The following is a 13,317-nucleotide window of genomic DNA, read 5'->3' as shown; positions in this document are numbered from 1 at the left end:
ATCCACCTCGTTTTAGTTTGGCTGCCGTCCGGTTCACACCGTCGACAGCAGCTGTTCTTTCTCATCCTGGATGGTGATCAGGTCTTTGTACAAGTCACTGCTGCGCATCAGTTCGGCATGAGTGCCGGATGCTTCGACCTGGCCGCCGTTGACGAGGATGATATGATCCATCTGTTTCATCGTTCGCAAGTTATGACTGATGAGTGCCGTCGTCCGCCCTTTCATAAGGAGGCGGAGTGCCCGGTTGATGTCATGTTCACTCTGTGCGTCGAGACTCGCCATCGCTTCGTCCAGCAGCAGGTAATCAGGGTCCATGATGAATGCCCGTGCGATGGCAACCCGCTGGCGCTGGCCGCCTGACAATTTGGATCCGAATTCGCCGACGTCCTTATCGAGCCCTTCCGGAAACTCGCGGATGAATTCATCGGCCGCTGCATGCTTCGCGGCGAGCCAGACGATATCATCGCCGACGTCTTCCCGGACACCGTACAGGATGTTCTCCCGTATCGTGCCCGACAGCAGCGGGGCATTTTGCGAAACGTACGCGATGCCGGCGCGCCATTCATCCAGATGGACGTTCTCCGCCGGTGTCGAACCGATCAGCACACGTCCGACGTTCGGTTCGTACAACCTTTCAAGCAGTCCGAAGATCGTCGACTTTCCTCCGCCGCTCGGACCGACGATTGCGGTCGTCTTGCCTTTCGGGATTGTCAGATTGACGTTTTCTAGCGCAAGCCGGTCGCCGTAGCTGAACGACACGTTCTCAAGCGTCAGATCGGCATCGGGCTGCTGGGCTTTTTCACTGAACGCGAATGTGCGCATGAGCTGCTCTTCCCCGGCTTCCTGGATCTTCGCGATTTCTGCGGAGGCCCCTTTCGCCTGTTTGAGCGTCTGCCAGAACAAGCCATACTGCAGGACATTGTTATGGATGAACTGCACATACAGGTAGAACGAAAGGACCTGGCTCACTTTCATTTCGCCCTTCGAGACGAGGTAGCCCCCATAAACGAGCACAGTCCCGACGACGATCGCCTGGACACTCTGCATGAGCGGCTCGGCGAACAGATCGACTGTAGCCCGCCGTTTGTCGGCCTTGTATTGGTTCTGAATGACCGTGCCGGACTTTTCGGATTCGTAGTTCTCCTTGCCGAAAGTCTTGATGAGCCTAATTTTTGGCAGCCGCTCTGCAAAGAACGCAGTCATGTCGGACAGCCGGTTCTGTACACCGTGCTGCGTCTTCTGCGTGAAATGTCCGACAGCGATTGAGACGATGATGATGTAAGGGATGACCGGCAGTAGCGCAAGTGTCAGCTTGACGTTCATGCCGTACATGATGACGAACGAACCGACCAGACTGTACGTCGTGTTCGTCAGACTCGTGAAATCCCCGATAGCCCGGTCGATATAGGACGGATCCAGTGTGACACGGCTGATCATGTTGAGCGATTTGTTGTCCCGGTAGTTTTTCATCGGCAGACGGATCAGCTTCGGCCAGATCACTCGCTGGATGTTGCGCTTCGTGATCGGACTCGTGATATAGATGAAGAACGTCGACACTGTCAGCAGACCGGCGCTGCCAAGGCTCAAGTAGACATAGCGCCAGATGATTTCCTTGTCGAAGATGTTCCCTTCCACGATCTGCTGGAGTACAAGGGGCAGGCTCAGCACGAGTGTCGTCGTGCTGAGTGCTGTGATTATCTGCAGAAAGTACAGCAGCCACGGCAGTCTGGCGGTCCGGATGAGATGAAAGAACTCCCCCCAGGAACTTTTTCGTTTTCGGTCGTTCACTTGTTTCCCCCCCGTTTCGCTGTCCGCTTCTTCAGCCGTTCGTCGTATTGTTCAGGAACGAAACGAACTGGCGATACAGCTCGCTTGCTTCCAGCAGTTCGCCGTGCGTGCCGCTCGCTTCCACGGAACCTTCGTTCAGCAAGATGATCTGATCGGCGTTGCGGATCATCGACAGGTCATGCGCAACAACGACAGCTGTCCGGCCTTCGAGCAGGACTTCCATCGCCTGCTGCACCGCCTTTTCGGACTTCACATCGAGACTCGCCATCGCTTCGTCAAGAAGCAAGAAATCGGAATTCCGTAAGAATGCCCGCGCAATGGCGATCCGCTGGCGCTGACCGCCCGAAAGACTAGCCCCGCCTTCACTGACCGGTGTATCGAAGCGCTCGGGCAGCGTATTGATGTGCGACAGGATATTGGCGTTCTCAGCCGCTTGTTCGAGTTCGGACTCTGTCACTTCCCTTTCGAGCCCATACATGATGTTTTCCCGGATCGTTCCGGCAAACAGCGGGCTGTCCTGCGCAACGTAACTGAACAGTCTGCGCCAGCTGTCCAAGTGAAACTTATCGATCGGTGTCCCGCCGAATGTGATGACGCCGCCATTCGGCTCATACAGCTGCTGCAGTAGTGCGAGCACGGTCGATTTCCCGCCGCCGCTCGGGCCGACAATCGCCGTCACTTTGCCATACGGGATTTCGAATGACACATCATCGAGGACCAGCTTGTCACCGTATGCAAATGTGACATGATCGAATGCGATATCAAGCTTGTTGTCATGGACTTCCCGCTCCCGGTAATATTGCTCCAAGTCATTTTCGACAAGGTGGGCGATCCGTGACGTCGCTCCCTGGCTTTGTTTGATCTGCGTGTACATGAGGCCGAACGTCTCGAGCATGCCGAAGTACATCCCGACATACATGAAGAACGCAATCCAGTTCTGGATCGTGATCGTCCCCTGGGTGACGAGGAAAATACCGAACACGATGACGAACAGTTCCATTACAAGGTTGAGCACCGTCGTAAGCGGCGTATTGACCCATGCCGTCAGCGACCGTTTCATGTTGGCCCGGTAATAGAGCTGGATGTTATCACTGCCCCGCTCGGTCTCTTTCCGTTCGTTGGCGAAGGACTTGATGAGCGGGATATTCGCCAGCAGCTCGGAGAGGAACTGGGTCAGTGACGCAAGCCGGTTCTGCGTCTGCTTGTGTGTCCGGTAATTCCACTTGCCATAGATGACCATCGAAGCGATGTAGATGGGCGTGTACAGCAGCAGACCCGCACTGAGCCGCCAGTCGTAGCCATACAGCACTTTTGAAATATAGATCGTCCCGTAGACGAGGCCGATGAGCGCCGGAACGAGACCTGCCAGCACATTGCTGATCAGGGACGTATCATTCACTGTCCGGCTGACGAGCTCGCTCGGTTTGACGTCGTCATACAGCTTGATCGGTGAACGCATGAGCCGTTCCCAAATAAGCTTCCGGTACCGGATGTCGATCTTGTAGGCGGTCAGTTTGCCGATATAGCGGATGATCCCGCTTGCCAGCACACGGATCAGGATGACCGCGATGACCCCGGTGATGACCGGTTTCGTAATGACGCCAGTCGCAACTTGCGCCGTATATTGCGGCAGCAGCAGGCCCATCGTCGTGTCGCCGATGTTCAGCAGCATGATCAGGATGAGCCAGAACCATGGCAGCTTCGTCTTGAATAATAACCGGATATACGAACGCCACATACCGCTCTCCTGCTGGCGGCGGATATCCCTCTTTGCGCTCCTCTGCGTTGCCGTCACCACGATGGCTCACACCCTTTCATCAGAAACACCGTTGTTACAATACTTGTTTCACGCGGCGCTCGATTTCCTCAGGATCATAAATGCCGAGGATGCTGTCGACCTGTTTGCCGTCCTTAACAAGGACCAGCGTCGGAAACGCCATGACGTCATAGGTCTTGATGTGCTCGTTCGCCTCGTTCACGAGGTCATCGAAGTCTACATTGTGCTGGATGATTTTGAGGTCATCGCCATACTTTTCACCGATCGTCTTCAGGATGGGCACCACCAGCTCGCACGGTCCGCAGCCGTCGGTCGTGAAGTCGATAAGTACGGGAACGCTGCTGTTCAGCACTTCTTCGTTAAACTGTTCTTTGGAAACTTGCTGTAATTCTCCCATTATGATTCCTCCTGTTTGTAAGGACGGTACGCCCAATGTTGAAAACTTTCTGAATACTAGATACAGTGTACGGCGGCATTCCTTTGAATTCAAGGTCCCGTGCGTATAATGGCGGAAATCGCGCGGAAACTGTCCGGATTTCCGTCTGTTCTGTCCGGGCACCAAAGCGGGCCGGGACCGGGTCATCAGGCGGACGCACCTTTTTAATGGATTAGCGGCAGCGGAACCGGTATGATAGAGGCAAGTGCAGAGGAAACTGAGTATGAAGGAAAGAAGGATTTGGATATGAGTGAAGCGACATTGCAAAAAGACGCGATGCGTGTTCTGAAAGAGACGAGCCGCACGTTCTACATACCGATCAAACTATTGAAACCGACATTGCGCAAAACAGTAGGCTCTGCGTACTTATGCTTGCGCGCCATCGATGAGATCGAAGACCATGAGCAGATGGACTCATCCAAAAAGACAGCATTACTGCGCGCGACCGCCGAGCTGCTGCGCGAAGGTTTCGACGCTTCCGCTTATGCCGCTCTGTTGGACGGCGCAGAAGACAGTCTGCCGGAAGTGACTCGCCGTCTCGCTGACTGGCTCGCCGTCTGCCCGCCCGATCTGTATGACAACGTACGGGACGTCACAGCTATCATGGCGGACGGGATGGCCAAATGGGTCGAGCGTGACTTCCAGATCGAAACGAAGGAAGACTTGGACGATTACACGTATTATGTCGCCGGTCTGGTCGGCGTCATGCTGTCCGACATATGGGAAGCATACGACGGCACGGTGACCGACCGCGAACTCGCGATCGGCTACGGCCGCGGGCTGCAGGCCGTCAACATGCTGCGCAACCAGGACGAAGACGCCGAACGCGGTGTCCGATTCCTACCTGAAGGCTGGACACGTGAAGACTTATTCGACTACGCCAAAGCGAACCTCGCAATGGCGGATGAATACATGAAGTCGATCCAGACGAAGAACATCATCCTCTTCTGCAAGATCCCGCTGGCCCTCGCCAAGAAGACCCTCTCCGCCATGGAGCGTGGCGAGGAAAAGATGAAGCGCGATGAAGTGAATGAAACAGTGGAAGCGATCTTGAACGAGACAGATTGAAAAAGAGCAGCCGCGGCTGCTCTTTTTTTATTGGGAGAGAGTGCTTGTGGAGCTGGGGTGGTGCTCAAAAAATTTGAGGAACGCACATGAATTGCGGGTTTCGCTCATAAATCTAGGGAAACGCTCATGAATTGCGGGTTTCGCTCATAAATCTAGGGGAACGCTCATGAATTGCGGGTTTCGCTCATAAATCTAGGGAAAGCGCTCATAAAACTCGGAAAGCGCTCATAAAACTGAGAAATCGCTCATAAATCTGGAAAATCGCTCATAAATCGCGAAAATCGCTCATAAATCCCAGAAACCGCTCATAAATCCAAAAAACCGCTCATAACCACGCCAGCAGCCGCACAGTTCCCCCATTCAGCAGTCCAATCTCCTCAAAAACTCCCGGATTTCACGCCGGGACTGCAAAGTTACCACAGTGCGCCCTTCCTGCTGATAGTGGGCCAGCCGTTTCCGCATCGATTTCTTCCGCCTCGCATACGTTGTAATGATATACCTGACAAATTGCCGGTCCAGTTTCTCCGGACAGCCCCCGCCCAGTTCATGTCTTGTTTTGCCGTGGTATCTAATACGGCGTTTCATAACCCTATACAGACAGAGCGCAAGCGGCAATTCCAGATAGATGATCGTATCCGCCCGGTCCTCCCTGCAGGCCAAGGTGCTCGAATAATTCCCTTCGATGATCCATTTATCACCTGAGGCTGCTTCCCGCTGTGCCTCCTCAAACGATTCGCGCGTCACCTCTTCCCATCCCTCCTTGAAATTGAGGCCATCCAAGTAGCAGACCTGAATATCCAGCTTCTCCCCCAGTTGACGGGCAAATGTCGACTTGCCGGCACCTGCTGACACACCCAATATGAGAATACGTTTCATCTTACAGTCCCCTTTCTTCATGAAACTGTGCCGCGGACAGCCGCCGGATTTCCCGCGGATGATGAATAACTCAGCCTCCCTGGTCATTTGTCCCTGTCAATTCCCGGACCGCTACATACTCTAACCATATAGGCAGCTCGGAAGGGGCGGGATCGCAGTGCAGATGCCGCCATCATTCCACTGCCCTGGAAGAAAGGAGGCGGAACTAATGGGCTACGGATGGGATTTGTGCGGGTGCGGCGGTCAAGGTGGCTATGGCGGCCAGCCATATTATGGTCCGTGCGGAGGACCGCAAAATTGTGGCAGCGGATTTGGCAGAGGACGCGGATTTGCACTCCTAGTTGTGCTGTTCATCTTGTTGATCATCATCGGTGCATCGTATGTGCCGAATAATCATCATCACAACAAAGACTGCTAATGTAAAAGAGACTGTGCCGCGATGCTCCCGAGCATGCGGACACAGTCTTTTTTTTCGTTCCAGTAAATCACGCCCCGCGCACGAAACGGTCAGCGCTTCGCTTTCGTCAGCGCTTTCCAGCGTTTCCGTTCAGCCAGCCGGGCTTGGGAATCCGATTTGCGGTCCAAGTAGGCGATTTCCCGCTGGAGTTTCAAATAACTGGCGAATCGGCTTTCTTCCAATGTACCGTCACCGATCGCCCGGCGGACCGCACAGCCGGGCTCCTGAATATGCCCGCAGTCGCTGAACTTGCACGTCTCCGCCAAGGAAGCGATGTCCGTGAAGCTTGAGTCGACACTTTCCCTTTCATTCCACAGCTGGAATTCCCGCATTCCCGGCGTGTCGATAAGGACACCGCCGCCGGGCAGCGCGATCAGCTCCCGGTGGGTCGTCGTGTGGCGTCCTTTCGAATCGTCATCACGGATGTTCTGGACAGCCATCGTCCCGTCTCCGCAAATCGCATTGACGAGCGAAGACTTTCCGACACCGGATGAACCGAGCAGCGCAGCGGTCTTGCCGCCTTGCAGCAAACTGTGCAGACGGTCGATTCCGGCACCTGTGCGGCTGCTTACGATAAGAATATCAGCTCCTGCCGCTACGCCCGCTGCCTCAGCTGCGTACTGCGCGGGATCTTCGCAAAGATCCGATTTCGTCAGTACAACAACCGGAACAGCCCCCGACTCGTAGGCTGCAACGAGATACCGTTCGAGCCTGCGGATGTTGAAATCGTCATTCATCGAGGTCACAAGAAAGACGAGGTCCACGTTAACGGCAATCAGCTGCTCACCGCCGGATTCCCCGGCTGCTTTACGGGAGAAGATAGAAGTTCGGGGCAGAATGCAATGGATTATGCCGCGCTCTTCACCCGGCATCTTTTCGACCGCCACCCAGTCGCCGACCGCCGGGTAATGCCGCCTGTCATCAGCTCCGTGCAGCATGGCACCAGAACAGACCGAGAGCCATTCCCCGTCTTCCGTAATTACGGTGTACATGTTACGGTGTTCCGAAGTGACCCGGCCAGGCCGCCATTGCCTGCCGTCCAACTCCTCCCAATCTGTTTCGTGCCTATTGTTCCAACCATACATTTGTAAACTATTCAATTCGATTCCTCCTGTTTTTGGGCAAGTAAAAAAGCATGCAATCCGAGGGCTCGGACGCCATGCTTTCACGCACATAACAGAAGAAACGTGCCAGATTTCAACGCACTGCAGGTGAAAGTATGGGACCGAACCATTTAACAATTTGCAAGTTGAATGTCGCCATAGTGATCACCTGCTTTCCAATAAGTTAGGTCTATCGTAAACGGTGCCGCGCTGAAAGTCAATAAATTGTTTCATTTTTTCCGATTCATCAGTCACTTTCAGTTTCAAATTGCCAGCTTACCACGTAACCGGCAGCCTGATCTCGGGAACCATCCAACGGGATCAGTCCGAAAAACTCTGTGGAGAGAATCACAATTGCGAACAGCAAGAGCATGCAGAGCTGGATCAGCGTCACCTTGTATTCATTCTTCTCGTCGCCGTATTTCTTCTGGAAAAAGGCCCGTATCAGTTCGAGTATGAAGTTCGTGGTGACTATATAGCCGAGGAAAATATAAAACCAGGCCGTGGAATCATATCGGACTGCAGAAAAAACAATCCCTCCGAACAAGAGGCCGAAGATGAACAGCGCCCGCAGTGTCCAGTCGATCTTACGGTGGGTGTCATTGACGGAACGGCTGACGAACGATACACCTTTCTTGACACCAAGCCACCTGCGGGACAGTTTCTCGACTGTGTAAAACAGCAATCCCATGCCCGCGATACTGAGCAGCGCCAGGGTCGTGAATCTATCCAATCCAACCACTTCCTTTCCAATGGAGAAACTTTGCAAAATGCTGACCCCCCGCTTAAATCGTACTGGAAGTCTACCAAAGTATACCATAAAATGAATCCCCAACCGACTTGCACATCAGGAAAAAACCCCATGCACACTTGCATGGGGTTGTTACTGGATGATCCTTATTCAACTGTGACGCTCTTCGCCAAGTTCCTCGGCTTGTCGACGTCACAGCCGCGCTGCAGGGAAGCATAGTAGCTGAGCAGCTGAAGCGGGATGACAGCCGCGAGCGGCGTCAGCAAGTCGTGGATGTGCGGCAGGATGAGCCGGTCACCCGGTTCGCTGTCGCCTTCCATCGAGATGATGCAGGCGTTCGCACCGCGGGCGGTCACTTCCTTGACATTGCCGCGCAAGTTGGCGCTGACGTTTCGCTGTGTGGCAAGCGCGATGACCGGTGTGCCTTCTTCGATCAGTGCAATCGTTCCGTGTTTCAGTTCGCCGCCGGCAAAGCCTTCTGCCTGGATATACGAAATTTCCTTCAGTTTCAAAGCCCCTTCCAGACTGACGTAATAATCGAGTCCGCGACCGAGGAAGAATGCATTTCGTTTGTTGTCCAGCAGTTCTGCAGCCAGTGACTCCATCTCCTGCTTGGCGTCCGTCAAGGTTTCGATGGCATTCGCTGCAATCCCAAGTTCCTGTTTCAGATCGAAGTCGCAAGCCCCGTCACCCAGGCAATAAGCGGAAATGGCAAGTACAGCGAGCTGGGCTGTATAGGCTTTTGTCGAGGCGACTGCTATTTCCGGGCCTGCATGGAGCAGCAGCGTATGGTCCGCTTCGCGCGAAAGAGTCGAACCGGGTACGTTCGTCATCGTAATCGCCGGATAGCCGAGCGCCTTTACTTTCACAAGCACTTGTCGGCTGTCGGCCGTCTCCCCGGATTGAGTGATGAACAGGAACAACGGCTTCTCCGAAAGCAACGGCATATTGTAGCCAAATTCGCTGGAAATATGCACTTCAGCAGGAAGGCCTGCAAGTTTTTCAATATACTCCTTACCGACCAATCCGGCATGATAGCTCGTTCCAGCCGCGATAATATACAAACGGTCAGCACGTCGGAACGCCTGGCGGATTGCCGGCTCAATGGTAAGCGTACCGTCTTCAGTACTGTAGGCTTCCATGATTTTGCGGATCACACCCGGCTGTTCGTCGATCTCTTTCAGCATGTAATGCGGGTAGGTCCCTTTCTCGATATCGCTCATGTCGAGTTCGGCTGTATAGGGTGCCCGCTCGATTTTCTCACCTTCGAGTGTTTCAATAGTAACCCCGCCACGACCGAGAAGGACGACTTCACCGTCATGCAGCTCGATGAACTGATCGGTCACCTGCAGCATCGCCATTGCGTCCGAAGCAACAACATTGCAGTCTTCACTAACTCCGACGAGCAGAGGACTCCGGTTTTTCGCAACAAAGATCATTTCTGGTGCCTGTTCGTCAAGCAGGGCGATCGCATAGGAGCCGTGCAGAAGGGACAGTGCTTTCCGGAACGCTTCGCCTGTCATCAGCCCTTCTTCAGCAAAATGCTCGACGAGCTGCACGATCACTTCCGTGTCTGTGTCAGATGCAAAGGGAACATCCTTCAAGTAACTGTTTTTCAGTTTCTCATAGTTTTCGATGACACCGTTATGAACGAGCGTAAAACGGCCGGTTGCGCTCTGATGAGGATGCGAGTTTTTCCGGTCAGGCACGCCATGGGTCGCCCAGCGGGTATGACCGATCCCTACAGAAGACTCGAGACTTCCATCCACTGCCTTCCGTAAATCTGCAACCCGGCCTTTTTCTTTGTATTGCACTAAACCGTCCTCTGTCTGGAAAGCCATGCCGGCCGAGTCATATCCTCGGTATTCAAGTTTTTCCAAGCCGGCCAGCAAAATTTCCGCCGCCTGGTTCTTTCCGTTATAGCCTACAATTCCGCACATGCTGTTTCCTCCGCTTCAGCGGCCGGTCAGCATAACTGTTCCGGTTTCCTGGCAGTCATGCTGCCGGACCGTATCAAGTATTCAGCTGCCTGCTCATTCCGTTTGTGACTCCGGGTTGCCCCGCAGGTTTAGGAATGGCGTAACAATCGGGCAGCGGCGACCGGGAGGCATCCGCCGAATGTTCGATGAACCTCCACCTCGTCTGCCGGAAATTCGTGATAATTTCCCCGGCTCTGGCGCTTCAATTGGTTTCCTGTACGTTTGCGTGCATCCATTCCCCCTTCTGCACGGACTGCTTTATCAGCCAACTACTATCATAGCGAATTCCATTTTGACCTGTCAATTGACGGATCGTTCAGATAAAAACAAACGACTGCCCCGGAAGCCGATGGATTCAGGCTTCCGGGGCAGTCAGTTATGTGACAGCTCAGTATGCGAGGCTGAAGAGACCTTTGATATGGGATAGGTAACGCACGTTGCTCGCTTCTTTCATAAGCGATGCAGGCATTCCTTTAAGGGACGTATTGTTTGCACCGATGGAAGCGACTGCATCTTTACGGCCGAGGCTCGCAAGTGTACCCGAGTTGACCGGATTGAAGACTTCCATCTTCTTGTTTCCGAGCATAGCGTACAGATTGTAGCCGACAAGCTCACCCATCTGCCAAGCATTCTGTGCAGTCGGTGCATATGGACGGGCACCTTCAACAGCAGGGAAGGCAACTGCAGCATCACCGACGACGAATACGTCACTGTGTGATTTCGACTGCAGGAATTCGTTCACTGTCGCGCGGCCGCGGTCCACTTCAAGACCCGACTCACCGACGAGCGGATTCCCAGTGACGCCGCCAGTCCAGACGAATGTGTTGGCTTTGATGGTCCGGCCGTCTTTGAGGGAGATTTCGTTCCCTTCGACGTTCGTGACAGGAAGACCGATCAGGAATTCCACGCCGCGCTTCGCAAGGCTTTCTGTTGCACGTTCGATCAGGTGATCAGGCAGCACCGGAAGGATCTTCGGACCTGCTTCTACGAGCATGATCTTCAAGTCTGCCGGGTTTACGCCGTTATCACGCGCAACTTGCGGCATATGGTCGACGATTTCCCCGACCAGTTCGACACCGGTCAGTCCGCCGCCGCCGATGAGGATCGTAGCATCCGCTTCATCGCCTGACACTGCATAGGCTTTGATTCGGTCGACGATGTGCGCATAGATGGCATTCGCCTCGCCTGCGGATTTCAGCACCATGCTGTTCTCCTCGAGGCCCGGGATGCCAAAGTAGGCTGTTTTGCTGCCGAGTGCGACGACGAGTGCATCGTATGACAATGACTCACCGTTTGCAAGGTGGACTTTCTTCGTATTCACATCGAAGTTTTCAATTGTTTCGATGACTAATTGGATGCCTTTTCCTGCAAGGAGTTTCTCCAATGGAAGCGCAACTGCGCCTTCGCTGATCGTACCCCCTGCCAGACGGTGAAGTTCAGTAATGATCTGGTGAGTCGGAGTCTGGTTGATGAGCGTGATGGCTGCGTCGCTTTCTGTCAAGAAGTTGCGTGCATTCAATGCTGCTAAAAGACCACCATAACCTGCTCCTAAAATAACGATTTGTTTGGTCATTGTCTAATCTCCTTCTACAAGTTATTTACTATCTTATTAGTTATTGCGGCTGCGCTGTCCTGCGATTTCCAAATATGCATTCAGGAAACGGAAGATCCGTTGCGCTTCCGGGTCTTTGATCATCTTCATGAGACCGAACAAGCCGATCGTTTCGCTGCTTTTTGCAGCAAGATCTTTTGCTTCGATGATGGTCGCTGCCATGTTCTTTGCAGAGTCCTTGACAGGTGCAGCGATTTCTTTCATGAATTCAGCTGTATCGTTTTTCAATACATCATCCGTTGCGACAGCTTTAGCGATGTCGTAAGATTTCGTCATCAAGTCGACAAGCTCTGTCAGTTGCGGAAGTTTTTCCACAAGAGTGGTCAGTGATTCCTGTACTTCCGGTTTCAGCAGCTGATCCAGAATATCTTGTTTTTGTTCTGAAGGAAGCTGTGTACCTTCAGCAGCTGTGTTTGCTGCTTCTTCAGGATTGAGCGGCGTAGTCATATGCAAATCCCCTTTTCAGTATATTAGTGTTGTTTTCCTGAGGTAGGCAGAATATGCACCGCAACAGACAAATTCCTGCTCAGGAGGCACATTCTCCTATTCAGATTACCATCCGTCACTATACGCTTTTTCCAAGCTTTCTTCAAGTGTTTTAGTTCGGTATTTAAGTATTTAACTAATCTGTATGAATTCGCTTTCATGTTACTTCGGATTTGTTTGCTGTATACTTGTAGGGAGGACTGCAGAGCAGTCCATTATTTCACCGGAGGATTGACACATCTATGAAGAAACTGGCAGCAGCCTTTTTGGCGCTCACCCTCATTCTATCACCTGTCGGATCGTTTCTGACGCCCGACCAGCCACACTCGGCTGATGCAAGAGGCTACAAATCAGGCAAACGGGGATTCACGCCGAATCAGAATAATTTCAACAAGCCGGCAGTCGATAAGAAGAAAGACCAATCGTCATTTACAAAAGACAAAAATGCGCAAGGCGCAAAACCGAAATCCGGCGGTCTCATGAGAGGCATGATGATCGGCGGCCTGGCAGGTCTCCTATTCGGAAGCCTGTTTGCAAATATGGGTATCCTCGGCTCGATGCTCGGACTGCTGATCAATGTGTTTGCGATCGTCGCAGTGATCGGCATCGTACGGATGCTCTTCAGCCGTTTTACACGGAAGCGGGATGACCGGGACGATCGGCACCGGTGGCAGAACTGATGATCGAAGAACAGGACATCATCAACGCCATCTGTCTGTATCAGGCCAGACAACATGATACAGAACCCGAGACAGTTGAGGTGGAACTGTGCTACGAAGACGACGAAGGGTTTTTCGCTGAAGCTTACGTGGACGGCAGTAAACTCACCATGAATACATTCGACATGACGCAGGCACTGCGAATGTGGATTGAAGAACAGCTCCATCAGGATCCGTACGCAGCGGGCATCAAGCTGCTGCTCGACGATGAGCGCGGTATCGTAGCAGCTCTCCTCTGATAAAAGCGGCAGACAAAAAGACAGCG

Annotated in this window: 13 protein-coding genes; 4 read left to right on the top strand and 9 right to left on the bottom strand. The window is 53.2% G+C overall.

All coding sequences use genetic code 11. From position 1 onward, the window contains the following. Nucleotides 1–33: 33 nt before the first annotated feature. From NFU03_RS03435 to NFU03_RS03425, 3 genes are read right to left on the bottom strand one after another with little or no spacing between them, the layout of a single operon-like run. On the bottom strand, nt 34–1,788 hold the full coding sequence (locus NFU03_RS03435; RefSeq protein ID WP_251636112.1) for an ABC transporter ATP-binding protein: 1,755 nt from the start codon (nt 1,786–1,788) through the stop codon (nt 34–36). 31 nt (nt 1,789–1,819) lie between these two features. Then, a complete protein-coding gene (locus tag NFU03_RS03430; protein WP_251636111.1) occupies nt 1,820–3,586 on the bottom strand; it encodes an ABC transporter ATP-binding protein in 1,767 nt (588 codons plus the stop codon). Nucleotides 3,587–3,620: 34 nt separating this feature from the next. Then, a complete protein-coding gene (locus NFU03_RS03425; RefSeq protein ID WP_251636110.1) occupies nt 3,621–3,962 on the bottom strand; it encodes a thioredoxin family protein in 342 nt (113 codons plus the stop codon). A gap of 285 nt (nt 3,963–4,247) precedes the next feature. Between NFU03_RS03425 and NFU03_RS03420 the strand changes: the two genes are divergently transcribed. After that, nucleotides 4,248–5,069: a squalene/phytoene synthase family protein gene (locus tag NFU03_RS03420; protein ID WP_251636108.1), complete on the top strand. Its 822-nt coding sequence runs from the start codon at nt 4,248–4,250 to the stop codon at nt 5,067–5,069. A 360-nt stretch (nt 5,070–5,429) separates the two neighbouring features. On the opposite strand, the gene NFU03_RS03415 is transcribed toward NFU03_RS03420, so the two are convergent. Then, entirely contained in the window at nt 5,430–5,945 is a 516-nt protein-coding gene (locus NFU03_RS03415; RefSeq protein WP_251636107.1) for a P-loop NTPase family protein, read from the bottom strand. A 208-nt stretch (nt 5,946–6,153) separates the two neighbouring features. Here NFU03_RS03415 and NFU03_RS03410 point away from each other — a divergent pair, with 208 nt between their 5' ends. Then, nucleotides 6,154–6,363, top strand: coding sequence for a YjcZ family sporulation protein (locus NFU03_RS03410; protein ID WP_251636105.1), 210 nt, complete (start codon nt 6,154–6,156; stop codon nt 6,361–6,363). 89 nt (nt 6,364–6,452) lie between these two features. Here the strand turns inward: NFU03_RS03410 and rsgA are convergent, their stop codons facing one another. The 5 genes from rsgA to NFU03_RS03385 form a co-directional block, all read right to left on the bottom strand. Next, entirely contained in the window at nt 6,453–7,502 is a 1,050-nt protein-coding gene (gene rsgA, locus NFU03_RS03405; RefSeq protein WP_251636102.1) for a ribosome small subunit-dependent GTPase A, read from the bottom strand. Nucleotides 7,503–7,752: 250 nt separating this feature from the next. Next, complete coding sequence (locus NFU03_RS03400; protein WP_251636100.1) at nt 7,753–8,238, bottom strand: DUF4181 domain-containing protein; 486 nt, start codon at nt 8,236–8,238, stop codon at nt 7,753–7,755. 164 nt (nt 8,239–8,402) lie between these two features. Next, entirely contained in the window at nt 8,403–10,196 is a 1,794-nt protein-coding gene (gene glmS / locus NFU03_RS03395) for a glutamine--fructose-6-phosphate transaminase (isomerizing) (protein WP_251636098.1), read from the bottom strand. Between the two features lie 427 nt (nt 10,197–10,623). Continuing rightward, nucleotides 10,624–11,808, bottom strand: coding sequence for an NAD(P)/FAD-dependent oxidoreductase (locus tag NFU03_RS03390; protein ID WP_251636096.1), 1,185 nt, complete (start codon nt 11,806–11,808; stop codon nt 10,624–10,626). A 36-nt stretch (nt 11,809–11,844) separates the two neighbouring features. Continuing rightward, nucleotides 11,845–12,294: a DUF1641 domain-containing protein gene (locus tag NFU03_RS03385; protein WP_251636094.1), complete on the bottom strand. Its 450-nt coding sequence runs from the start codon at nt 12,292–12,294 to the stop codon at nt 11,845–11,847. A gap of 281 nt (nt 12,295–12,575) precedes the next feature. Between NFU03_RS03385 and NFU03_RS03380 the strand changes: the two genes are divergently transcribed. Further along, a complete protein-coding gene (locus NFU03_RS03380; protein WP_251636092.1) occupies nt 12,576–13,013 on the top strand; it encodes a hypothetical protein in 438 nt (145 codons plus the stop codon). Next, nucleotides 13,013–13,291, top strand: a complete 279-nt coding sequence (locus NFU03_RS03375; protein ID WP_309296240.1) for a DUF2653 family protein — start codon at nt 13,013–13,015, stop codon at nt 13,289–13,291. The genes NFU03_RS03380 and NFU03_RS03375 overlap by 1 nt, the downstream gene beginning before the upstream one ends. Nucleotides 13,292–13,317 lie beyond the last annotated feature (26 nt).

It is taken from the genome of Sporosarcina sp. NCCP-2716, from assembly GCF_023707985.1.
GTDB lineage: Bacteria > Bacillota > Bacilli > Bacillales_A > Planococcaceae > Sporosarcina.
The sequence above is the reverse complement of the archived record's forward strand: the minus strand, read 5'-3'. Positions and strand labels throughout refer to the sequence as shown.